General features: G+C 70.5%; 7 protein-coding genes and 1 pseudogene. 3 read left to right on the top strand and 5 right to left on the bottom strand.

The window, feature by feature from the left end:
• Positions 1–4: 4 nt before the first annotated feature.
• Both ACFYTE_RS35765 and ACFYTE_RS35760 read right to left on the bottom strand, forming a co-directional pair.
• Complete coding sequence (locus ACFYTE_RS35765; protein ID WP_388719612.1) at positions 5–1,318, bottom strand: ABC transporter substrate-binding protein; 1,314 nt, start codon at positions 1,316–1,318, stop codon at positions 5–7.
• A gap of 18 nt (positions 1,319–1,336) precedes the next feature.
• Positions 1,337–2,512, bottom strand: coding sequence for an ROK family protein (locus tag ACFYTE_RS35760; RefSeq protein WP_388719610.1), 1,176 nt, complete (start codon positions 2,510–2,512; stop codon positions 1,337–1,339).
• Between the two features lie 178 nt (positions 2,513–2,690).
• Between ACFYTE_RS35760 and ACFYTE_RS35755 the strand changes: the two genes are divergently transcribed.
• Positions 2,691–4,823, top strand: a complete 2,133-nt coding sequence (locus ACFYTE_RS35755) for an alpha-galactosidase (RefSeq protein ID WP_388719608.1) — start codon at positions 2,691–2,693, stop codon at positions 4,821–4,823.
• A 71-nt stretch (positions 4,824–4,894) separates the two neighbouring features.
• On the opposite strand, the gene ACFYTE_RS35750 is transcribed toward ACFYTE_RS35755, so the two are convergent.
• On the bottom strand, positions 4,895–5,275 hold the full coding sequence (locus tag ACFYTE_RS35750; protein ID WP_388719607.1) for a hypothetical protein: 381 nt from the start codon (positions 5,273–5,275) through the stop codon (positions 4,895–4,897).
• Between the two features lie 396 nt (positions 5,276–5,671).
• On the opposite strand from ACFYTE_RS35750, the pseudogene ACFYTE_RS35745 reads away from it, so the two are divergent.
• A pseudogene (locus tag ACFYTE_RS35745) lies at positions 5,672–5,818 on the top strand (IS5/IS1182 family transposase); the annotation flags it as partial.
• A 548-nt stretch (positions 5,819–6,366) separates the two neighbouring features.
• Positions 6,367–7,671, top strand: coding sequence for a LuxR C-terminal-related transcriptional regulator (locus tag ACFYTE_RS35740; RefSeq protein ID WP_388719605.1), 1,305 nt, complete (start codon positions 6,367–6,369; stop codon positions 7,669–7,671).
• Positions 7,672–7,735: 64 nt separating this feature from the next.
• On the opposite strand, the gene ACFYTE_RS35735 is transcribed toward ACFYTE_RS35740, so the two are convergent.
• Positions 7,736–8,266 (bottom strand): carboxymuconolactone decarboxylase family protein, encoded by a 531-nt coding sequence (locus ACFYTE_RS35735; RefSeq protein ID WP_388719603.1) that lies wholly within the window; start codon positions 8,264–8,266, stop codon positions 7,736–7,738.
• Between the two features lie 164 nt (positions 8,267–8,430).
• The gene (locus ACFYTE_RS35730; protein ID WP_388719701.1) at positions 8,431–25,728 is read right to left on the bottom strand and encodes an SDR family NAD(P)-dependent oxidoreductase; all 17,298 of its coding nucleotides are present in this window, start codon (positions 25,726–25,728) and stop codon (positions 8,431–8,433) included.
• Positions 25,729–25,731 lie beyond the last annotated feature (3 nt).

Genomic DNA, 25,731 nt, shown 5'->3' with positions numbered 1-25,731 from the left:
CTGGTCAGACCGTGAAGAATCGTGCGCGCTGCGACTCGATCTGTTTCAGTGTGTCCGTGCCGTCGTCGGGGTGGCCGAGCCACTGGGTGAGGCCGGGCAGCACGACGGTGGAGACGAAGCCGGGGTCACTGTCGCGGTCGGCGAACTGGCTGATGTGCTTCGCGGAGGTGATGAGGTCGGCGGACTTCTTCTGCAAGGCGTTGTACGAGGACGTGCTTGCCCGCTCGTTGACGGCGAGGTTGCTCGGGTCGACCCCCATGTACCGTTCTTCGGCCCGGGCGCTGCCGAGGAACTCCAGGAACTTCTTCGCGCCGTTCTCGTTCTTGGGCCTGCGGCTGAGCATGAAGCCGTCGGTGGGCGCCTCCACGGAGTCCTGCCCGTGGGTGGCGTCGATCTCGGGAAAGGGGAAGAAGTCGATGTCGGCGCGTATCTTCTCGTCGGTGATCTGCTGGCCGAGAAAGAGGCCGATGATGGCCATGCCTGACTTCTTGTCGAGCAGCGACTGGGCGGCGTCCTGCCAGGAACGGCCGCCGGCACCGCTCTGGTAGTAAGGGGACAGCTCGCGCCAGAGGTCGAGGACGCGGGCGGTGCGCTTGTCGGTCCATGAGGCCTCTCCGCGCATGAGCTGCATATGGAAGTCGTAGCCGTTGGCGCGCAGGTCGAGGTAGTCGAAGGCGCCGAGGACGGACCAGCTGTCGCCGCCTCCGTAGCCGGAGGCGATCGGGGACAGGCCGTCCCGCTTCATTCGCTTGGCCAGGGCCACGAACTCGTCCCACTTCTGCGGGATCTGGTATCCACGCTCCTCGAAGAGGCTTCTGCGGTAGAAGACGGCCCATGGGTAGGTGTACAGCGGCACGAAGTAGTACGCGCCGTCCTCGCCGCGGGAGAGTTGCTTGACTGCTTCGCCGAAGCCATCACCGATCTTGTCCCACACGTCGTCGAGCGGTGAGCACAGTCCCTTCTTGGCGAAGTACTGCATGCGGTAGCCGGCGAACCAGGTGAAGACGTCGTCCGGGGTGCCCTGGAGGTAGCTGGTGATGCTTTTCTGGAAGGTGTCGTGGTCGACGGTGTTCGTCTTCACCTTCAGCCCCGAGTCCTCGGTGAACGCCTCGGTCACTGCCGCATAGGCGGCCTTGGGCGTGGCATCAGCTCCGTTGGAGCCGAAGGTGACCGTCTTGGGATCGGCTCCCGCTCCCCCGCCGCAGGCGGCGAGGACCGGCGCGGCCAGGGCAGCACCACCGACTGCGAGCATGCCGTTGACGATCTGACGGCGTCCGGGGCCACGCGGAACCAGGGATGTGCGGCTCTGCTGCGTCATTGCTGCTCCTCGTACGTGTCAGTTCGGGTCTGGTGTGATGAAGGACTGGATGGCGGTGGCTGCGGCCCCGCGCGCCCACTCCTCGAAGGGCAGTGGGCGGGTACGGACCTCGCACTGGGCGGCGGACCCGAAGGCCGCCGTGGCGAAGGCGTCACGGATCTGCTCGGCGAACAGGTCGTAGGCCGCCAGCCCCTCCCCTGAGATGATCACTCGTTCGGGGCCGAGCAGGTTGGCCACGGTGGCGATGCCCCGGCCGATCGCCTCGCCCGCCTTCGCGTACACCGCGCGGGCGCCCGCGTTGCCCCGGTGGGCGAGGTCGACGGCTTCGGCGGTATCGGCGATCTCCATGCCGGTGGCCTCGCGGACCTGGGTGACGATCGCGCCGTCCGCCGCGATCGCCTCCACACAGCCGCGGTTGCCACAGTGACAGGGCGGGCCGGCCGGGTCGACCGTCACATGGCCGATCTCTCCGGCGACACCGTGCGCGCCGGCGACGACCTGCCCGTGCACCACGAGACCGCACCCGATGCCGGCTCCGACGGTCACCACGGCGAAGTCCGACAGCCCCACGCCGTCGCCGAACCACTGCTCGGCCACCGTCAGAGCGCGTACGTCGTTGTCCACGGTCACCGGCAATCCGCATGTCGTGCCGGCAAGCTCGGCCAGCGGCACATCGCGCCACTCCAGGAAGGGCGAGTAGCGCACTGTGCCTTCGGCCCGGTCCACGTCGCCGGAGACGGCGATGCCGAGCCCCAGCACCCCTACGCCGTAGCCGTCGGCCTCGATCAGCAGTTCCTGCACCAGGTCCGCAGCCGCGGCCAGGACCTCTTCGGGTGCGCGGCCGTTCAGCGGAACGCGCCGGGCCGTACGGATGCGGCAGCACAGGTCGACGAGTACGCCGATGATCTCGTCGCCGGTCACCTTCAATCCGGTGAACAGGGCCCGTCCGCCGTCGACACGCAGCGGGTTCGCCGGCCGCCCGAGCGCAGCGCGCCCCTCCTCGGCGCTGTCCTCCACCAGGTATCCGGCCTCGATCAGGGGCCGCACGGCCTTGGTGACGGCCGCCGGGGACAGACCGGTCCTGCGCGCCACCTCAAGGCGTGTGAGAGGGCCATGGGAAAGAACCGTGGTGAAGATCTGGGAGACGGCCGGGGTGCTCGCCGGGAACGCCTCGGCACGGGAGGTCGACTGCATGGCCGGAAACCTAGGGGGCTTATTTTCTGCTGTCAATAAAAGAAACAGCATCCATCCAATGAGTGCTCGTCACCGCGCCTCAGCCTTCAAACACCTGACTGAGACGACGGGTTGACAGTTGATCCATGGACACGCTTGCCTCTAGGAGTACTCGCTGACGTCCTGATCGTGAGGCCTCATGCCGCTCATCTCCCGCTCCTCGACCACCGGTGCCTGGTTGCTGACCACCCCGCACACCGCGTACGCGCTGCGGATCGACGAGAGCGGCGCACCGTGTCACATCGCCTGGGGAGCACGGTTGACGATGGCGGAAGCGGAAGCGCTCATCGTGCCGTCCGGAGAACCCCCCAGCAGCTTCGAAGGCCGCCCTGCGGTGGGTGAAGAACTGCCGGTCGACGGCGGCACCCGCTACGGCCCGCCGTCCTTGCAGGTGCGCTACGCAGACGGCTCACACGCCTTCGAATGGCAGCCCACCGGCCACCACGTCCTGCACAACACACCCGGCAGCGCGGAGCTGATCCTGGAGTTCCGCGATCGGCTCTGTCCCCTGCAGGTCGCCCTGCACTACCGGGTGCACGAGGACACCGATGTGATCGAGCGCTGGACCGTCCTGCGCAACACCGGCGGGCAGCATCTGGACCTGCTGCGTGCCGACTCCGCCGCGTGGACGCTGCCGCCCCTGCCCGACTACCGGCTGAGCCATGTCACAGGCCAGTGGTCGGCCGAGAGCCGGCTGCGCCGAGACCACCTGCCGTACGGCGAGACCGTACTGACCAGCCGACGCGGTATCACCAGCCACCACGCCAACCCCTGGGTCATGCTCGACACCGGCACGGCCACCGAGGACCACGGCCGCGTCTGGAGCACCGCTCTCGCCTGGAGCGGGAGCTGGCGTCTCACAGTTCAGCGCACACCCGACGGCCGCGCCGGCCTGACGGGTGGCATCGGCCATGAGGGAACGTGCGTACCGCTTGCTCCGGGCGAGGAGTTCGTCACCCCGGTCTTCGCCGGTCTGTACAGCGACGGCGGTTTCGGTGAAGCGAGTCGTGCCTGGCACTCGTACACCCGGACCCATGTCCTGGCCCACGCCGAGGAGACGGCACCGGTGCTGTACAACTCCTGGGAAGCGACGGGCTTCGACGTCGACGAAGCCGGGCAGAAGGCCCTGGCCGAGCGCGCCGCGCGACTCGGCGTGGAACTGTATGTCGTGGACGACGGCTGGTTCAGCACCCGCCGCAGCGACCGCGCGGGCCTGGGTGACTGGGCCCCTGCACCGGACCGCTTCCCCGCCGGGCTCGGCCCGCTGTCCGACGCGGTTCACCGGCTCGGTATGCGGTTCGGTGTTTGGGTCGAGCCGGAGATGGTCAACCCTGACAGCGAACTGTACCGGGCACACCCCGACTGGGTGCTGCACGTGCCCGGCCGTACCCGTACCGAGATGCGCCACCAGCTCGTCCTCAACTTCGCCCGCCAAGACGTCGCCGACTGGGCTTACGACTGGCTCACCCGGCTCGTCGCCGACCACGACGTCGACTTCCTCAAATGGGACATGAACCGTGCTTTCGGCGAGACCGGCTGGTCAGAACCAGACCATGGCAACGATCGGTTGTGGACCCGTTACGTGAGCAACCTCTACGACGTCATCGATCGAGTCCGCACCGATCACCCACAGCTGCGGATCGAGACGTGCAGCGGCGGCGGGGGCCGAGTCGACCTGGGGATCCTCGCCCGCACCGACCAGGCATGGGCATCCGACAACACCGACGCAGTGGACCGACTGGTCATCCAGCACGGCTTCACCCAGGTCTACCCGACACGTGTGATGTCCGCATGGGTGACCGACGTACCCAACCAACTCACCCACCTCTCGGTGCCACTGCGCTTCCGTTTCCACACCGCCATGGCCGGACTGCTGGGCGTAGGAGGCGACCTGACCCGGTGGTCGCAGGCGGAACTTGCAGAAGGTGCCGCGCTGGTGGCCGCTTACAAGGCGGTACGCCACCTCGTGCAGCACGGACGTCAGTACCGGCTGGCCGAGCCGCTCGGCGAAGGCCCCACCGTCGTGCAGTACCTCGCCGAGGACGCCGACGAGCTGCTGATTCTCGCCTATCAGCACAGTCCCCGTTACGGCACCCCGCGCCTGCCCGTCCGCCTGCGCGACCTGCCACCGGGCACGCGCTACCGCAACGCGGAGAGCGGCACCGTCCACCACTCCACCGTGCTCACCGAGTACGGACTGCACCTCGATCTGCCGACCGGAGACTGGGCCAGTGCGGCCGTGCACCTGGTGCGGATACAGAACGACACGTGAGGAACCTGCCACAGCGTCCGGGGTCAGGGCATACCACGCAGGCGTCACGACAGGTCCTTCCGAACTGTGCATCAGTCTTGTACGCATTGTCGAATCACTGAAGCGACCTGTTCCGTGGCCGGCGAGTTGCCCTGTGCGCGGCAGGCCAGGACGAGGCCGACGCACTCCGTCTCGGTGAGCGGCGCGCGCACGGTGCGGGCGACGCGAGGGAGTACGTCGTAGGTGGCGGTGCCGATGAAACCGACGGCGACGCGGCCCGCGCGGCCTGTGGCCGGCTCTGTCATGTGGACGCGTGCGCGTTCTTCCTCGGCGACCAGTGTCCGCGCGTGCTCGGTCAGGTGCCGGCCGGCCTCGGCGAGGGAGACCTGACGCGTGGAGGGGTTGAACAACAGCGTGCCCAGCTCGCGCGATCCTCGATACCCGGGCGCGCGAGCGCTGCCGCCCTTCCCCATGTGACCGGGCTTTCCCTGGCTCGGAGTACTACGACGGCTCCGCCCCATCCCAGCCCTGCCAGCCGTCCTATCCGGCTCAGGCGTTACCCGCCGATATCCGGTGGGTGCGCACCGCCTCCGGCCCATATCCGCCAGATTTGAGCCGGTGCAAGATGGAGGGACGTAAACGCCGGTTCCTCTCGTACTCCTTTCCGTCCCGCTTGCCGGACCCGCACCATCTGGCAGTGCTCACACGTCCCAGCTCTGTCAGGACCGCTTCCCGCACTCACCGGCACCACCCGGATCAGACTGCCCTCAGCTCCACCGTCATTTCTTGATCACCAGCCGGACAGCCCGCCTCGTGACAGCGTGAGGGTACAGATCAAACTGTCCCCGGCCCTGCCGGGTCGCTGCTACGACCGGGCGCTGTCCAGGGCGCAGGCCCCGGTCGAACGTGGAGTCGCCCGCCTGAAGTCCTGGCGCATCTTCCGCAGATCGCGGTGCAGCCCGAATCGAATGACGTCAATCGCCGCAGCGGTCCTCACCCTGGAGCGGCAGCGCTGAAAGACCTCAACGGTCGGGCAGGGCGCCGACCGCCTCCAGGAGCGAGGGGAGTTTTGCGGGCGTGCACAACTCCTGAACCTCGACGCCGAGTTGACCGTGGAATCACATGATCATGACGGACCGCGCCCTTCGATGTCCCCCCGCCCTCGTCCAAGATCCGTAAAGGATCGAGGCCGGCATCTATCCTTTTCAACCGCACGAAGCCGAGGGCGTAAGTGTATACGCCAACAAGTAGGTGGGAAAGCGCCAGTAGTTCTCGAAGTCGCCGTTGTTGATGACGGCACTCAGGAGGAGGATGGCCTCGGCGCCGTCCACTCCCCCGCCTCCCCTCTGTGTTCAGACGGCGTCCGTCGTAGCTAGGCACCATGATCCGTGAGCAGATGCACTGGCAGGACCAACCGTTGGAAATCGTGGCCGGCTCAGTCCGACAATGGCGCCTGACGCAACGTAGCTATTGCAGAGAACCGTGGATCGGAAATTTCAGGTGAGTATAAAGAGACCACTCGAAGCGCTCACGCGCACGGTATTGAAGTTTCAGAGAAAGGTAGATGGGCGTAATGCGTTATAGCCGGTGCCAGCTGCACACCCAGCTACCCCAAACACCGCCTGAAGATCTTACCGCCATCTCGGCCGACGACCAACGAGACAACCCGCTCACCCGCTCTTTGTCCGCCTGGCTCGCCGGTGAGGTCCGCCGGGCCATCGAGCTGGCCGCCACACCCGGCGACGACGAGAACGACCCGAGGCTCGCCAAGATCTGGCACGCCCGGCTCCTGACCCGCGTCCGCGAACTTCCGGAAGCCACGCGGGTGCTCGACGAGTTGACCACCTCGTACGACGTCACCGACGACGCGGGTGTCTCAGCCGCGTTGACCACCTGCCGCGCCGAGTTCGCGCTCGCGGCGGGTGACGCCGGCAGCGCGTTCGCCGAGGCGAACGTCGGCCTCGGGCTGGTCGAAGGGGTCGGCGCCTACGCCTTGCTGCCGGACCTGCACGTCGTCCTGGCGCTGAGCGCCGTCCGGCAGTCCACCACGTCGACCGGCCTGCGATTCGCGCGTAACCTGGGCGATGACGCTCTGCTCGGCCGCACCGCGCACATGCGCGGGCAGTGCGTGTGGGCCGCCGCCCAGGCGTTCGAGGCCAACGGCGGTCCGGCCTGCGTCAGTCACCTCGTCGAGCGCCTGATCTCCGACGACCAGCTGACACAGGAACTCCTCGCGTCCCAGCCCGCCGCCGCAGCGTGGCTCGTCCGCCTCGCACGAAGCATCGGAGACGAGCGGCTCGCCTTCAAGTGTGTAGTGCGAGCCGAATCGCTCACCGTGAAGTCGTGGGGTCTTCGTTCGCTCCATGCGGCGGCACTGCACGCCAAGGGGCTGTTCGAAAGGAATCCTGACAGACTGCGCGCCGCTTGCGAACTGTATTCGGACGGATGGGCGTCGGCGTCGGCCGCCGAAGACCTGGCCCAGACCTGGTCCTCGCTGCACCTGGGCCAGGATCGCGCCGTCGAACAGTTCAAACGCGCGGCCGCCGGTTACAAGCGGGCCGGTGCGACCCGCGACCTCGCTCGGGTCGCGAGCAAGCTTCGGGAACTCGGCGTGCGATCGGGCCGCGTGCGGCGGCCGATGCGAAGCGACGGACACCGCACCGGCTCCCTCACGGACACCGAGTTCGCGGTGGCCAACCTCGTGAGCCAGGGCCTGACGAACGTGCAGGTCGGCCGCCAGCTCTACATCTCCGCGCATACCGTGGCGTTCCATCTGAAGAAGGTCTTCCGCAAGATGGAGGTCTCTTCGCGGGTGGAACTGGCCCGCACGTGGGTGAGCCTCACCTCGGATCAGCGAACCGCCGGTTGACGGCCGACCACCACAGTCCCGATCGCGGGTCCGGCTCAGGCCGCCCCCGCGATCGCGGTCCGGATCAGCCGAGCAACAGCGCGTCCGCTCCGGCCGCCGGGTCGGGGTCGATACGCAGGGTCGTCATCATCCGGGCCACCATCAGGTAGTGGCCCGCGACGAGCGTGAGCTCCACGACTTCCCGGTCGTCCAGAAACGCGCTGACCGACGCGTAGGTCGCGTCGTCGACCTCGTCGCGCACGACACCCGTCACAAAGTCGACCACGGCGCGCACCAACGGCTCCAGCGCGTCGAGGTCACCCCGATCCAGCGCGTCGATCTGCTGCTGAGTCGCGCCCACCGCCAGCGCGAGGGGCACGTGCTGGTCCCACTCGTAGCGGGCGGCGAGCTGCCCGACCCGCAGAATCGCCAACTCGCGCAGCACCGGGTCCAGCGCGAGGTGATTGAGCAGCGCTCCGCTGAAGCGCAGCCACGGCCGGAACGCGGTCTCGGCGTGGGCCATCAATCCGAAAACGTGGAGCGACGGCAGCTTCGACAGCGGTTCGGCGATGGTTTCGGAAGCGGTTGAGGAAGTGAGATAGGGAACACGGGCCATATCCAAAATGGTAAAGGAAGCTCGGTCACGGGTAAAGAAGCACTGGTTCCCCGATGCTGCCCGAACGCACTCGCCGGCCTCGAAAACGCGACCCTCTTCTGCCGCCGGAAATACGGGCATCCACGGCAAATCCCGGCCTACGGATACCCGCACCGCGGCCGCTTTCACCGCATATTCTCCAGCCATTCCCCGACGGCCCCGGCGGTCGAGCCCACCTGCTCGGCTTCCAGCATGGTGAAGTGGTCACCGGGCACCTCGACGACCGAGTCCGCCGCGGCGGCCACTTCATCGCGCCATTCGTCCCCTGCCCCGTGCGCGAGAGCCTGCGTCGAGCGGATGTACAGCGACGGCACCGAAATCCCCGCAGGCCGCCAGCCCCTGAGCAGATCGAGGTTCCACAGCTGCGCGGTGATCCGTTCGGACAGCGTGTCGAAGCCCATCCGGCGCGCGTACTCGACCAGCCTGGTGCTCAACGCGTGCTGCAGGTCCTCGTCGTCGAACACGCCCCGCTCGCCCTTGAGATTCAAGGTGTAGGTGTCGAGCAGCACGAGGCCGGCGGGAGCCCGGCCACGAGCGTGCAGTTCCTGGGCCAGCTCGTACGCCACCACCCCACCGGAGGAGTGCCCGGCCAGGGAGAACTCCGTCTCACCCACGAAATCCTCGACCGTATCGGCCAGACCGGTCACCAACGCGGCCCGGGTCGCGGGCAGAGGCTCTCCGGCGGCGAACCCCGGAGGTACCAGGGCCGACACCTGGTTTCCCCGGGCCGTGAGCTCCGCGGCGAGCCGTAGGTAAACCTGTGGCCCGGTGGTCATGATGGTCGGGCACACGCAGATCAAGTGCGGCCCGTCCCCCGCAGGGGAAACGCGGACCACGGCCGGCTTCGCCTTCACCTGCGCCGGGTCGTCAAATTTCTCGCGCAACCGCGCGGCCTTGATCATGAGTTCGTCGCCGAGCTCCGGCCGGCCGTTCTCGATCGCCTCAAGGTAGAGCTCACCGAACAGGTCGTGGTGTTCCGGAAGCGGACCACCGCCGTCGCCGACCCGCGGCAGCTCGGACAACACCGCGTTCAGCTCCGTGGCCAGGCTGCGCAGGTCCGGGTGGTCGAACACCAGGGTCGCAGCCAGCTCCACGCCGGTTTTGGCCTGCAGCGAGTTGCGCAGTTCGACCGCCGTCAGCGAGTCGAAACCCAGTTCGCCGAAGAGCCGGTCCGGATCGATCGACACACCCGAGGTGTGGCCCAGCACCGCCGCCACCGCTTCGCGGACCACGTCGATCAGCACCTCCTCGCGGTCCACTTCGGACAGCCCGGCGAGCCGCTGCCGCAGCCCCTCGCGACCGGGTCCACTGCTGTCGGCCGCCCGCCGGCGTGGAGCACCGGCCAGAGACCGCCACAGCGCCGGGATTTCCGGCCGGGCCCGCATCGCCCACACATCCAGCCGGGTCACTGCCAGAACCGCGTCACCGGTGCCCAGCGCCCGGTCGAAGAGCGCCATCTCCTGCGCCGCGGACAACTCCGGCTCGCCCGCCCGGTCGTCCCAGGCGATCGACAGGCCCGGCAAGCCTTGACCACGGCGGTGCCACGCCAGCGCGGCCAGAAACGCGGCGTCGCCGCCCTGTTGGCCGCTGCCCTCAAGGCCCGCGAACGACGAGAACATCACGAACAGTGCCAGATCCCGATCCTGGGTCAGTTCGTGCAGATGCCAAGCCGCGTCGACCGTCGGCCCCGACACCGAGTCCGAGCCCTCCTCGGGCAACGAGCGGGGCTCGGCGGTGTGCACGACGCCGATGAGCGGCTGATCCGCGGGACTGGAGGCCAGCACCTCGGCCAAGGCTCGCCGATCGGTGACTTCGCACGCGGTGACCGTGACCTGGGCGCCCTGCTGAGCCAATTCCGCCACCAGCTCCGCCGTTTCCGGCTCGTCCGGACCGTGTCGACCGAGCAGCAGCAAGCGCCGGACACCGTGCTCGGCGACCAGATGCCGGGCGACCACGCGGGCCCGCTCACCGCCGGTGATCACGACCGTACCCGACACCAGTGACGTAACCGGTCCGTCGGTGTCGCCGGTCCGGGTGAGCCGGGCGGCGTGGAGCCGGCCCCGGCGCAGGGCCAGCTGCGGCTCGTCGGCGGCCACGACTCGCCCCAGCGCGTCGGCGTCGAGGTCGGCATCCGTGTCGAGCAGGATGAGCCGGCCGGGGTTCTCGGCCTGCACCGAACGCACCAGACCCCACACGGCGGCCGCGGCCACGTCGCTCACCGGCTCACAGGGCTCTACCGCGACGGCACCCCGTGTGACCACGACCAGCGGGACGGCGGCGAACCGGCCCTCGTCCAGCCAGTGCCGCAGCCGACCCCTGACCCGGCCGGTCATGTCGTGGGTGGACACCACGACGGCGTCCGGGTCACCGGACGCGGTGAGCACGACAGCCTGCGGTGCCGTCTCCCGCTCGAAGGCGGCTTCGATGGTCAGCCACTCGCTCACCGGAGCCGCGGTGCGGGTGGTCTCGTGCCACTCCATCCGCAGCAGCGCCTCGTCGCCGGCGATGCGGCTGCCTGCCACCGGGGCCCGCACGGCCAGCGAACCGATCGACAGCACCGGCATGCCGGTGTCGTCCGCGGCGGCCATCGCCACCTCGTCCGGCCCGAGACGCATCAGCGCCACCCGAAGCCGAGCGGCACCCGAGGCTCGCAACACCACGTCGGTGAACCGGAACGGCAACCGGCCGGAACCGGCGGGATCCACGCCCGCGACGGCGACCGGATGTGAAGCGGCGTCCAGCAGAGCCGGATGGATCCCGAACGAACCCGCCGTCCCGCGGGCGGGCTCGGGCAGATCCACCTCGGCGAAGATCAGGTCCCCGCTCTCCCAGGCTTCGGTCAGGCCCCGGAACACCGGGCCGTATTCGAGCCCGAGGTCGGCGAGCCGGTCGTAGACCCGCTCGACATCCACCGGTGTCGCACCGGGCACCGGCCAGGTCCCGCCGACGGCTTGGAACAACCCGTCCGCCCGAGTCGGCGACGAAGCCACGCTCACCACGCCGGTGGCGTGCCGGGTCCAGGTCTCCTCACCGTCCGGGCGGGCGTGGATCGTGACGCTCCGCCGCCCCTCGGGTCCGGGGGCGTCGGCACCGCCGACCACGACCTGAAGTTCGATGCCGCCTCGAACGGGCAGCACCAGCGGCGCTTCCAGCACCAGTTCGTCCAGCCGACCGCAGCCCACGCTGTCGCCGGCGCGGACCGCCAGCTCGACGTACGCCGCACCGGGCAACACCACCTCGTCGAGCACCGCGTGGTCGGCGAGCCACGGATGGGTCCGCAGGGACAGGCTGCTGGTGAAGACCACGCCGTTGAACTGCGGCAACGACAGCACCGCCCCGAGCAACGGGTGGTCCGCGGACCGCAATCCGCCGGATGCCTCGGTCCGGCCGCCGGCCGCGTCGGGCCAGAAGCGCTGCCGTTGGAAGGCGTAGGTCGGCAGGCTGATCCGGGTGCCTCCTCGACCGGCGAACGCCGTGGTCCAGTCCACGGCCACGCCTCGCGTGTACAGCTGTGCGATCGCCGACAACAGCGTCGACGTGTCGTCGTGATCGCGCCGCAGGACCGGCGTCACCACCGTCCCCGGAGCACAGCTGCGCTGCGCCAGCGCGGACAGCACGCCGTCCGGACCCAGCTCGACCATCGCCGTCACACCCTGCTCGGCCAGCCACCGCACACCGTCGGCGAACCGCACCGGCACTCGGACCTGGCGGGCCCAGTACTCCGGCGAGCACAACTGCTCAGCCGTCGCCATCCGACCGGTCACATCGGACACCACCGGAATCTGCGGCTCCGCGAACCGCGCCGACTCCAGCACCCGCGTGAACTCGCCCAGCATCGGGTCCAGCAACGCCGAATGGAACGCGTGCGACACCCGCAACCGCGACACCCGGCGGCCACGCTCGCCCACAGCCGCCGTCACCCGGTCCACCTCGGCCCGAGGACCCGAGACCACAACCGAATCGTCGGTGTTCACCGCCGCCACCGACACGCCGTCCGGCAGCAGGTCCGCGATCTCGGCCTCGGAAATCTCCAGTGCGGCCATCACGCCGCCGGATGGCAACGCCTGCATCAACCGCGCCCGCGCGGCCACCACCCGACACGCGTCAGCCAGCGACCACACACCTGACACATACGCCGCGGTCACCTCACCGATCGAATGCCCCAGCAGGTAATCCGGGGTCACACCGAAGGCGCGCAGCACCTCGAACAGAGCGGCTTCCACCACGAACAGCGCCGGCTGCGCCCACCCTGTCTCATTGATCAGCTCCGCGTCCTCGCCCCACATCACCTCACGCAACGGCCGATTCAGCAACGGATCCAGCTCCGCGAGGATCTCTTCCACCGCGGCGGCGAAAACCGGGGACTGGTCGAACAAGTCCCGAGCCATCCCCACCCGCTGAGCACCCTGACCCGTGAACAGCACACCCAGCCGAGTGCCCGGCCGAACCGTACCGGGCACCGATTCACCGGCCGCGACCGCACGCAGGCCCGCCAATAGCTCGGCCCGCTCGCCGCCCACGACCACGGCGCGGTGGTCGAACACCGCCCGCGAACCGAGCAGCGACCAGCCCACGTCCACCGGACGCAGGGTCGGGTCCGCCGCCACGAACCCCAGCAACCTGGACGCCTGGGCCCGCACCGCCTCAGCCGACTTGCCGGACAGCACCCATGGCACCACAGCGCCGGTGTCGGCGGCCGGCACAACGTCGGTGCGGGCGGGCGCCTCAAGGATCACGTGCGCGTTGGTGCCACTGATCCCGAACGAGGACACGCCGGCCCGCCGCGGACGGCCGGTTTCGGGCCACGGTACCGCTTCGGTCAGCAGCCGCACGTCACCCTGGGTCCAGTCGACCTGGGTGGAGGGCCGGTCCACGTGCAACGTCCTCGGCAGCACTCCGTGGCGCAGCGCCATCACCATCTTGATCACGCCGCCGACGCCCGCGGCCGCCTGCGCGTGGCCGATGTTCGACTTCAACGACCCCAGCCACAACGGCCGGCCCTCGGGCCGGTCCTGACCATACGTGGCCAGCACCGCCTGCGCCTCGATCGGGTCGCCGAGCCGGGTGCCCGTGCCGTGGGCCTCCACGGTGTCGATGTCCGCGGTGGACAGTCCGGCTGCCGCGAGCGCCTGGCGGATCACCCGCTGCTGCGACGGACCGTTCGGAGCCGTCAACCCGTTCGACGCACCGTCCTGGTTCACCGCGCTCGACCGGAAAACAGCCAGCACCTGGTGCCCGTTTCGGCGGGCCTCGGACAGCCGTTCCATCACGACGACACCGACGCCCTCGGCCCAGCCGGCGCCGTCGGCGGCGTCGGAGAAGGACTTGCAGCGGCCGTCCGCGGCCATTCCGCCCTGCACGGTGAAGCCGACAAACGTGTCCGGCGAGGCCATCACGGTCACCCCGCCGGCCAGCGCCAGCGTGCACTCGCCCGCCCGCAACGCCTGCGCGGCCAGGTGCATCGCCACCAACGACGACGAACACGCCGTGTCCACGCTCACCGCCGGGCCCTCCAGTCCGAGCGTGTAGGACACCCGGCCGGAAATCACGCTGGTCGCGCCACCCGTCATCTGGTGGCCCAGCAGCTGGTCGCTGCCGCGGGCGACCATTTCGCCGTATCCGGACTGGTAAGCGCCGGCGAACACGCCGGTCGGGCTGCCCTCCAGTGAGGTCGGATCGATTCCCGCCTGTTCCAGGGCTTCCCACGACACCTCCAGCAGCAACCGCTGCTGCGGATCCGTGGCGAGCGCCTCACGCGGCGAGATCCGGAAGAACGCCGCGTCGAACTCGTCGACACCGGCGAGGAACCCGCCCTCACCCGTCGCCGAGGTTCCGGAACCAGGTCCCTCACGCCCGATCAGGGTGTCCAGGTTCCAGCCGCGATCGGCCGGGAACGGGGTGACGCCGTCGACGCCATCGGCGACCAGCCGCCACAAGTCGTCCGGACCCGCGACACCACCCGGGAACCGGCAGGCCATCCCGATCAGTACGATCGGATCGTCGGAAACCGACACCGGCGCCGGCACCGCGGTCGGCTCCGCCGGCTGCCCGGCACCGAACCCGGCAGCCAGGTGTCTCGCCAGCCGCGTGACCGTCGGATAGTCGAACACCACGCTCGCCGCCAGCACCGCACCCGTCTTGGCCCGCAGCAGATTCCGCAGCTCCACCGACGTCAGCGAGTCGAAGCCCAGCTCCCGGAACGGTCGGTCCGCGTCGATCTGTGCCCCCGAGCCGTAGCCCAGCACCGCCGCGGCGGACTCCCGGACCAGCTCCGCCAGCGTCTGCTCACGCTCCCCCACGGACAGTTCCGCCAACCGCTTGCCCAGCCCGCCCCGACCGTCGCGGGTGTTGTCGGCGGTGCGGCGCGGCACGGCGCCGGCGAGCGACCGCCACAGGGCCGGCACGTCCTGCTGAGCCCGCAACGCCCGTGCGTTCAACCGGGCCAGTCCGAGCACCGGCCGGCTGGAGCGCATCGCCCGGTCGAACAGGTCCATGCCCTGCGCCACCGAGAACGGCGGCAGGGCCGACCGTTCGATGCGGCGAAGGTCCGCCGAGGACAAGGTGCCCACCAGCCCGACCTCGGTCGTCCAGGCACCCCAGGCCATCGACGAACCCGGCAGCCCCTGCTCACGACGGTGCTGCGCCAAACCGTCGAGGAACACGTTGCCCGCGGCGTAGTTGGCCTGGCCGCCGCTGCCCAGAAGCCCGGCGAGAGAGGAAAACACCACGAAGAACGACAGGTCCAGATCCCGCGTCAGCTCGTGGAGGTGCCACGCCGCGTCGACCTTCGGCGCCAGCACGCGATCGAGCTGATCCGGCGAGAGCGAGCCGAGTACGCCGTCCTCAAGGACCCCGGCGGTGTGCACCACCCCGGTCACCGGTCGCTCCGCCGGAACCCCGGCCAGCACCGCGGCCAGGGCTTCCCGATCCGTCAGGTCGCACGCCGCGAACGTCACCGTCGCGCCCTGCGCCGCCAACTCGGTGACCAGCGTTGGAGCACCCGGCGCGGCCGAGCCGCGCCGACTGACGAGCAGCAGGTGCCGGACACCGTGCTCACCGACCAGGTGGCGGGCCAGGGCACCGCCCAGGCCGCCGGCGCCGGTGATCACGACCGTGCCCGAAGAGTCCGGTGCCCGTGGGACGGTGAGCACCAGCTTGCCGACGTGCTTGGCCTGGCTCATGAACCGGAAGGCGTCCTGGGCCTGGCGCACGTCCCAGCTGCGCACCGGCAACGGGCGCAGCACACCGGCCTCGAACAAGCTCACCAGTTCCCGCAGCATCTGCTGGATGCGTTCGAACCCGGCGTCGGTCAGTTCGAACGCCTGGTAGTTCACGTCGGCGCAACGCTCCCGCAGGTCCTCGGCCGAGCGGATGTCGGTCTTTCCCATCTCGACGAAGCGGCCGGAGGGAACGAGCAGGTCCAGCGAGGCATCCACGAACTCGCCGGCCAACGAGTTGAGCACCACGTCGACGCCGCGCCCGTCCGTGGCGGCGCGGAAGCGCTCCCGGAAGTCCAAGGTTCGCGACGAAGCCACCCGGCGTTCGTCGACACCCCACTCGTGCAGGACACCCCATTTGCCTTCGCCGGCGGTTGCGTAGATCTCCGCGCCGAGGTGCCGGCCGAGCTGGATGGCCGCCAGGCCCACGCCACCTGCACCAGCGTGCACGAGCAGCGACTCACCCGCCCGCAGACCCGCGAGGTCCACCAAGCCGTAGTATGCCGTCAGGAACACGATCGGAACCGACGCGGCGACGGCGAACGACCAGCCGGCCGGGATCACCGTCAGCAACCGCCGGTCGGTCACGGCCACCGGGCCGAAGCCGCCGAAGGCCAGGCCCATCACCCGGTCGCCGATCGCCAGCCCGGTCACCTCCGGGCCGACCTCGGTGACCACCCCGGCGACCTCACTGCCCAAGGGGCCGGCCTGACCGCGGTACATGCCGAGGGCGTTGAGCACGTCGCGGAAGTTCAGGCCGGCCACGCGCACCTCGATCCGGACCTGCCCGGGCCGCAGGGGATTCGTCACCTCGGGACACGGCACCAACGCGAGATTTTCCAGCGTGCCCTTCTCCACGGACTCCAGCCGCCAGGCTTCCGTCTCCGGTGCGACCAGATCGTCCGCCGGCCGGACCCTCGTCAGACGGACGGCGTACAGTTGCGTGCCGCGCAACGCGAGCTGCGGCTCGTCGGTGCTCAGAACCCGGCCCAGGACGTCGTGGTCCAGCTCGGTGTCGGTGTCGAGCAGGACGATCCGGCCGGGGTTCTCGGTCTGCGCCGAGCGCACCAGCCCCCACACCGCCGCCGCGGCCAGGTCCCGTACCGGCTCGCCGGACTCGACCGTGACCGCGCCCCGCGTCGCCACCACCAGCGGGATCGAGGCGAAGCGATCCTCGGCCAGCCAGTGCTGCAGCTGCCCCAGCACCCAGGCGGTCAGTTCGTGAACGGAGTCCACCACCGCGTCCCGGTCGCCGGCCACAGCCAGTACCACCGCCTGCGGACGAGCACCGTCCGCCGGTGCGGCACTGACCTCGGCGAGGTCGGCGTACGCGGTGCCGGTCGAACTCGCGCGATCGACCAGGAGCCAGTCCGCCACCGCCACCACCGGACCCTCGGCGGCAATCCAGCCGAGCTTCAGCAGGGCACCGTCACCCGGGACGAATGCGAGGCTGCCGGTCGACATGGCCCGCACAGCCAGCGAGCCGATCGACAACACCGGTGAGCCGCTGCTGTCGGCCGCCACGACGCCGACCTCGTCGGGTCCGGTCCGGGTCAACGCCACCCGGAGCCGGGACGCACCCGAGGCGCGCAGTACCACGCCGGTGAAGCTGAACGGCAACGCCGCTCGCGCTTCCAGCCCCGCGAAGACCGAGGCGTGCAACGCCGCGTCCAGCAGCGCCGGATGGATCCCGAACGACTCGGCCGGACCACGCCCGGACTCCGGCAGCTCGACCTCGGCCAGCACCCGGTCCCCGCACTGCCAGGCCCGGGTGAGCCCCCGGAACACCGGTCCGTACCGGAGGAAACCCTCGTCGGCGAGCCTGTCGTAGAAGTGGTCGGTGTCCAGTGCCTTCGCGCCCGGCCCGGGCCAGTCCCCGCTCACCGGGTCGAACAGCTCGGTGCCGTCTGCCTCACCCGAGCCTGCGCTCACCACGCCCGTGGCATGGCGCCTCCAGGACTCCTCGCCGTCCACTCGCGCATACACCGCGACGCTGCGCGCTCCGGCCGCGGCAGGAGCATCGAGGTCCCCCACGACCACCTGCAGCTGAACCCCGGCGTGCGCGGGCATCACGAGTGGCGTCTCCAGCACGAGCTCGTCGAGGCGGTCGCACCCGACGCTGTCGCCTGCCCGGATCGCCAGCTCCACGTACCCGGTGCCGGGGAAGACCACCGCGTCCCGCACCGCGTGATCGGCCAGCCACGGATGCGTCCGCAGGGAAAGCCGGCTGGTGAACACCACCCCGTCGGTGTGCGGCAGCGGCAGCGTCGCCCCCAGCAGCGGGTGGTCCGCGGCCGTCAGCCCGGCCGCGGACACATCGACCCGGCCGCCGGTCGTGTCCGGCCAGAAAACCCGGTGCTGGAAGGCGTACGTCGGCAACGGGACCCGCCGCGCACCGCGGTCGGCGAACACCCGAGCCCAGTCCACCTCGACGCCCAGAGCACACACGTGGGCCACCGACAAGACCACTCGCCGCAGGGTTCCTTCGTCGCGGCGCAGTGTTCCCACCGCGGCCGCGGGTTTCCCTCGCTGCTGCGCGATGTCCTGCACCGCGGGGACCAGCACCGGATGCGGACCGACCTCGATCACCAGGTCGGGACCGGCGTCGAGAGCGGCCGCGAGCGCCGTTTCGAACAGGACCGGGTTGCGCAGGTTGTCGTACCAGTACCGGGCGTCCCACGACGCGGTGTCCGCGAGCTGCCCGGTCACCGACGAGTAGACCGGAACCGTCGACGAGCGGGGGCTGACCGGGGCCAGGTCCGCCAGCAGCCGATCCTCGATCCGCTCCACCGACGGGGAGTGCGAGGCGTAGTCCACCGCGATCCGGCGCGCCTGGATCCCGTCGCCTTCGCAGTCGGCCAGCAATCGGTCGAGGGCGTCCGGATCCCCGGCGACCACCACGGATGCCGGGCCGTTGATCGCGGCCACCGAAACCGCCGGCCGCTGCGAGATCAGTTCCCCGACCTCGGTGACCGCCATCGGCAAGGCCACCATGCCCCCACCACCGGCCAGGGTGTCGGCGATCGCGCGGCTGCGGAGAACCACAACACGAGCACCGTCCGACAAGGACAGGGCACCGGCCACACACGCGGCCGCGATCTCACCCTGCGAGTGCCCCACCACCGCGGCCGGCTCGACCCCGAACGACCGCCACACCGCCGCCAACGACACCATCACCGCCCACAACACCGGCTGCACGACGTCGGCTCGCGCCAACGCGGCCTCGTCACCGAGCACCTGCTCCAGCGACCAGTCGACGAACGGCGCCAACGCCGCCGCACACTCGCGCATCGACTCGGCGAACACCGGCGACTCGGCCAGCAGGTCCTGAGCCATCCCCACCCATTGGGCACCCTGGCCCGGGAACACGAACACCACTGCGTCACCGGCCCGGGCGACGCCTTCGGTGAGACCCGCGGCGGGTTCGCCGGCGGCGGCAGCGCGCACTCCGGTCAGCAGCTCGTCCTGATCGGTGCCCACGACGACAGCCCGGTGCTCGAACACCGTCCGCGAGTCGATCAGCGACCGGCCCACATCCACCGGACGCCACGACGCATCGGATTCGAGGTGCGCCAGCAAGCGCGCTGCCTGCGCCCGCAGCGCCTCTTCCGTCTTGCCGGACAGCACCCACGGCACGACACCGCCGGGGTCGACGCCGGGTGGGGCGGCGGCAGTGCCGGCCGCTTCGAGGATGACGTGCACATTGGTGCCGCTGACGCCGAACGAGGACACCCCGGCCCGCCGAGGGTGGTCTGTTTCCGGCCACGGCACCGACTCCGTCAGCAGCCGCACGTCGCCTTGCGCCCAATCCACCTGCGTCGACGGCGCGTCCACGTGCAGCGTTTTCGGCAACACACCACGCCGCAACGCCATGACCATCTTGATCACACCACCGACACCGGCCGCCGCTTGCGTGTGGCCGATGTTCGACTTCAACGAGCCCAGCCACAACGGCCGCTCCGCGGGCCGATCCTGGCCGTAGGTCGCCAGCAACGCCTGCGCCTCGATCGGATCACCGAGCTTCGTACCCGTACCGTGGGCTTCCACGGCATCGATGTCCGAAGCAGTCAGTCCTGCCGCGGCCAGTGCTTGCCGGATCACCCGTTGCTGCGCAGGACCGTTCGGCGCCGTCAACCCGTTCGACGCACCGTCCTGGTTCACCGCGCTCGAACGCAGCACAGCCAGAACTTCGTGATCGTTCCGCCGGGCATCGGAGAGCCGCTCCAGCACCACCACGCCGACGCCCTCGGCCCAGCCGGTGCCGTCGGCCGCATCCGCGAACGACTTGCACCGCCCGTCGGCGGCCAAGCCACCCTGCACGCTGAAGCCGACGAATGTGTCCGGTGAAGCCATGAGTGTGACACCACCGGCCAGCGCGAGCGAGCACTCCCCCGCCCGCAGTGCCTGAGCCGCCAAGTGCATTGCCACCAACGACGACGAACAGGCCGTGTCCACGCTCACCGCAGGGCCTTCCAAGCCCAGTGTGTAGGCGATCCGGCCGGAAATCACACTGCCTGCGCCGCCGGTGAGGGCGTGGCCCAGCAACTGTCCGTCGGAGCGGGAGACCAACTCGGCGTACCCGGACTGGTACGCGCCGACGTACACGCCGGTCGAGCTGCCGGCCAGGGACGCGGGCTTGATCCCGGCCTGTTCCAAGGCTTCCCACGACACCTCCAGCAGCAACCGCTGCTGCGGGTCGGTGGCCAGCGCTTCCCGCGGCGAGATCCGGAAGAAGGCCGCGTCGAAGTCGCCGGCCGCGTCGATGAACCCGCCTTCCCCGGTCGCGGACGATCCGGAGCCGTCAAGTCCCAGCAAGGCATCCAGGTTCCAGCCGCGATCGGCCGGGAACGGCGTAATTCCGTCGGTGCCATCGGCGACCAGGCGCCACAGATCCTCCGGACCCGACACCCCACCCGGGAACCGGCACGCCATCCCCACCAGCACAACCGGATCGTCGGCGACCGACACCAACTCCGGCACGGCGGGCGGCACCTGCGGGCCCACGTCGCCGAACTCGGCCGCGAGGTAACCCGCGACGTGGCCGACGGTCGGGTAGTCGAACACCAGGCTCGCGGGCATCGCCAGCCCGGTCCTGGCCTGCACCAGATTCCGCAGCTCGACCGCGGTCAGCGAGTCGAAGCCCAGCTCTCTGAACGGCTGGTCCGCCTCGATCCGTGCCTCCGGCGCGTGACCGAGCACCGCTGCGGCGCTGTCCCGGACGAGACCGATCAGCAGCCGCAGTCCGTCCGCTTCGGACAGTCCGGCGAGTCGCTGCCGCAGGCCGTCCTGGCCGCCGGTCGCGTCGTGCGCCCGCCGGCGGCGCACGCCACCGGCGAGCGCACGCCACACGGGCGCGACCTCCGTCTGAGCGCGTAACGCGGCCAGGTTCAACCGGGTCAGCACCAGCACGGGCCGATCGGTGACCAGTGCACGCTCGAACAGCTCCATGCCCTGCGCGGGCGTCAGCAGCGGGATCGCCGAGCGGGCGATGCGCCGACGGTCCCCGTCGGACAACGTGCCGGTCATGCCGATCTCCGTGGTCCACGGACCCCACGCCATCGACAGCCCCGGCAGCCCGGCGTGCCGGCGCTGCTGCATCAACGCGTCCAGGAACACGTTGCCCGCCGCGTAGTTCGCCTGCCCGCCGCTGCCGAGCGAGCCGCCGATGGAGGAGAACACCGCGAACAGCGAGAGATCGAGGTCCCGGGTCAGTTCGTGCAGGTGCCACGCCGCGTCCACCTTCGGCGCCAGCACCCGGTCGACCTGCTCCTGTGACAAGGAACCGAGCACGCCGTCGTCGACCACACCGGCCGTGTGGACGACACCGGTCACCGGCCGCTCCGGCGGAACCGCCCCCAGCACCTCCGCGAGGGCCTGCCGGTCCGTCACGTCGCACGCCGCGACGGTCACCTCCGCACCCTGCGCCGCCAACTCCCCGACCAGGTCCGCGGCTCCCGCGGCGGCCGTTCCCCGACGGCTGAGCAGCAACAGATGCCGGACCCCGCGCGCACCGACGAGGTGCCGGGCCACGACACCGCCCAGAGCGCCGGTCCCACCGGTGATCACCACGGTGCCCGGCTCGGCCGGCGTGAAGGCGTGTTCGCCGGGCTCGGTGCGGACGAGCCGGGCCGCGTGCATCCTGCCTTCGCGGATCACCACCTGCGGTTCACCCGAGGCCAGGATCCGGCTCACAGTCGCGGTGTCCGGCTCGGCGTCCGAGTCGAGCAGCACGAACCGGCCAGGATTCTCCGTCTGCGCCGACCGCACCAGGCCCCACACCGCGGCCGCGGCCAGGTCCCGCACCCCTTCGTCCGGCCCGGCGGCGACGGCTCCCGACGTCATGACCACCAGCGGGACAGCCGAAAACCGGCCGTCGGCCAACCAGTGCTGCAACAGCCGCAGGACGCGTCCGGTCAGCTCATGCGTCGACTCCACCACCGCGTCCGCGGCACCGGACACGGCCAGCACCACCGCCTGCGGTACCGACCTCTCCTCGCCGGGCGCGGTCAGGTCCGCGAAGCGAGCGTCGTCCGGGCCGGCCAGCAGCCAGTCACGCAGGTCCGCGCCGGCCGCCGGAGTGATCCCGACCCACTCCACGGCGAGGACGGACCGGTCGCCCGTACTGGGGGGCGCACTGTCCATCCGCCGCGCGATCACCGACCCGATCGACAACACCGGCAGTCCCGCGCCGTCCGCCACGGCGACCGAGATCTCGTCCGGGCCGGTCCGGGTCAAGGCCACGCGGAGCCGCGCCGCGCCGGACGCGCGCAACACCACGTCGCCGAAGGCGGCCGGGACCGCCGCGCGCTGCGCCGGCTGCGCGAAGGCCGCCCGCAGAGCCGCGTCCAGCAGCGCCGGGTGGATGCCGAAGGACGCTGCCAGATCGTGCTCGGACTTCGGCAGCTCGACTTCGGCGAACACCTGATCGCCGCGGGTCCAGACCCCGGTCACGTCAGGGACGAGCGGGCCGCGCCCACAGATGTCGCCGAGGTCCACGGCCGTCGCACCGGGCACCGGCCATTCCCGGCCCAACGCGGCAAACGGTTCGCCGCCGTCCCTATCGGATGATCCGGTGCTCAGCGTCCCCCTGGCATGCCGGGTCCAGGTCTCCTCACCGTCCGGCCGGGCGTACACCGCCACCTCGCGGCGCCCGTCCACGCGGTCGCCGACCACAACCTGCAGCTGGACACCGCCGCGGGCGGGCAGCGCCAGCGGAGTCTCCACCACCAGCTCGTCCAGCCGGTCGCACCCGGCGCTGTCACCGGCGCGCACGGCCAGCTCGACATAGGCGGTGGCCGGCAGCACCGCCGAGCCTCCCACCGGGTGCTCGGCCAGCCAGGGATGCGTGCGCTGGGACAGACGGCTGGTGAACACGAACCCGTCCGTCCACGGAAGCGACAGCATCGCACCCAGCAACGGGTGCTCCGCGGCGGTCAGCCCGGCCGAGGACACGTCGACCGCCCGGTTCGAGCCGTCGAGCCAGTAGCGCTCATGCCGGAACGCGTACGTCGGCAACGGAATCCGCACGGCGGCCTGCCCGGCGAAGAGAGTGCTCCAGTCCACCGGCACGCCCTGCGCGTGCAGCTGCGCGAGGGCCGCCACCACCGTCGCGGCCTCGCCGCGTTCGGAGGTTTCCTGCCGGCGCAGCATCGGCACCGCGACGGACGTGCAGCTCTGCCGCGCCAGGCCCGACAGGACCCCGTCCGGGCCCAGCTCGACCATCGCCGCGACGCCGTGGCCGGCCAGCCACCGCACACCGTCGGCGAACCGCACCGCCGACCGCACCTGCCGCACCCAGTACTCCGGCGAACACAACTCCTCGTCGGACGCCCGCTCCCCGGTCAGATTGGACACCACGGGAATCCGCGGCGGCGCAAACCGCACCGATCCCAGAACCCGCCGGAAGTCCTCCAGCATCGGATCCATCAACGACGAGTGGAACGCGTGCGACACCCGCAACAGCGTCACCTTGGCACCACGAGCGGACACGACCGCGACGACTGAGTCCACGGCTTCTCGCGGCCCCGAGACCACCACCGAATCCGCGGTGTTGACCGCGGCGATCGACACGGTTTCGGGCAGCAACCCGGCGACGTCCGCCTCGGGCAGCCCGACGGCGGCCATCGCTCCGCCGGACGGCAGCGCCTGCATCAACCGCGCCCGCGCCGCCACCACCCGACACGCATCGGCCAACGACCACACCCCGGCCACGTACGCGGCCGTGACCTCACCGATCGAATGTCCCAGGAGATGGGCCGGGGTCACGCCGAACGCGCGCAGTACCTCGAACAAGGCCGCCTCGACCGCGAACAACGCAGGCTGCGCCCAGCCCGTCTCGTTGATCAGCTCCGCGTCATCGCCCCACATCACCTCACACAACGGCCGGTCCAACAACGGATCCAGCTCGGCGAGGATCTCGTCCAACGCTCCCGCGAAGACCGGCGAACGGTCGTACAACTCGCGGGCCATCCCCACCCGCTGCGCACCCTGGCCCGTGAACAGGACACCGAGTTTGGCCCCGCTCCGGGCAGTACCCAGGACCACGCTCGCGGCGGGCTCGCCGTCCGCCGTGGCGCGCAGGCCCGCCATCAGCTCGGTCCGGTCGCCGCCCACCACCACGGCGCGGTGCTCGAAAGCCGCGCGCGAGGTGAGCAACGACCAGCCCACGTCGGCCGGGCTCAGCGCCGGCTCCGCTTCGAGCCGTTCGAGCAATCGGGCCGCCTGGGCCCGCACGGCGTCGGCCGACTTGCCCGACACCACCCACGGCACCACGCCCTCGACGGCAGGCGGCCCGGAAGGAGGCCCGGCGGGACCGACAACGGCCTCGCCCGCGGCTTCGAGGATCACGTGGGCATTCGTGCCGCTGACGCCGAACGACGACACCCCGGCCCGGCGGGGGCGGCCGGTCTCCGGCCACGGCATCGCCTCCGTGAGCAGGCGCACGTCGCCCTGGGACCAGTCCACCTGCCTCGACGGCTGGTCCACGTGCAGCGTCTTCGGCAGTGTCCCGTGCCGCAGCGCCAGCACCGTCTTGATCACACCACCGATGCCGGCGGCTGCCTGGGTGTGTCCGATGTTCGACTTCAACGAGCCCAGCCACAGCGGCCGGCCCTCGGGCCGGTCCTGACCGTAGGTCGCCAGCACCGCCTGCGCCTCGATCGGATCACCGAGCTTCGTACCCGTACCGTGCGCCTCGACCGCATCGACGTCCGAAGCGGACAGACCGGCCGCAGCCAACGCCTGCCGGATCACGCGTTGCTGCGACGGCCCGTTCGGCGCCGTCAGGCCGTTGGAAGCGCCGTCCTGGTTCACCGCGCTGGACCGCAACAGGGCCAGCACCTCATGGCCGTGCCGGCGAGCATCCGACAACCGCTCCAGCACCACCACACCGACGCCCTCGGACCACCCGGTGCCGTCGGCGCCGTCGGCGAAGGACTTGCACCGGCCGTCCGCGGCGAGCCCGCCCTGTGCGGTGAAACCCAGGAACATTCCGGGTGAGGCCATCACCGTGACCCCACCGGCGAGAGCCAGCGTGCATTCCGCGGCCCGCAGCGCCTGCGCGGCCAGGTGCATCGCCACCAGCGACGACGAACACGCGGTGTCCACACTCACCGCCGGACCTTCCAGCCCGAGCGTGTAGGCGATCCGTCCCGAGATCACGCTGCCCGCGCCGCCGGTGATCTGGTGGGCCCGCAACTGCTCGCCGCCCCGGGCGACCAGCTCGGCGTAGCCGGACTGGTAGGCGCCGGTGAACACGCCGGTCCGGCTTCCGGCCAGCGAACTCGGGTCGATGCCCGCGCGTTCGAGGGCTTCCCATGACACCTCCAGCAGCAACCGCTGCTGCGGGTCGGTGGCCACCGCCTCTCTCGGCGAGATCCGGAAGAACGCCGCGTCGAACTCGCCCGGCTCGTCCAGGAACCCGCCCTCGCCGGTCGCCGAGGTCCCGGAACCGGGGCCGTCCGGGCCCAGCAGAGTGTCCAGGTCCCAGCCGCGGTCCGCGGGGAACGGGCCGACGCCGTCCACGCCCTCGGCGACCAGCCGCCACAGATCCTCCGGCCCGCGCACCCCGCCCGGGAACCGGCACGCCATTCCCACCAGCGCGATCGGCTCGTTCGCGGCGTCGACCAGTGCCCGGTTCTCTTCGCGCAGCCGGCTGTTGGCCAGCAGCGAAGCACGGAGCGCCTCCGTCAGCTTGTCCACGGGCACAGT

Source organism: Streptomyces sp. NPDC004629 (genome assembly GCF_042873595.1).
In the GTDB taxonomy this organism is placed as follows: Bacteria; Actinomycetota; Actinomycetes; order Streptomycetales; family Streptomycetaceae; genus Streptomyces.
The sequence above is the reverse complement of the archived record's forward strand: the minus strand, read 5'-3'. Positions and strand labels throughout refer to the sequence as shown.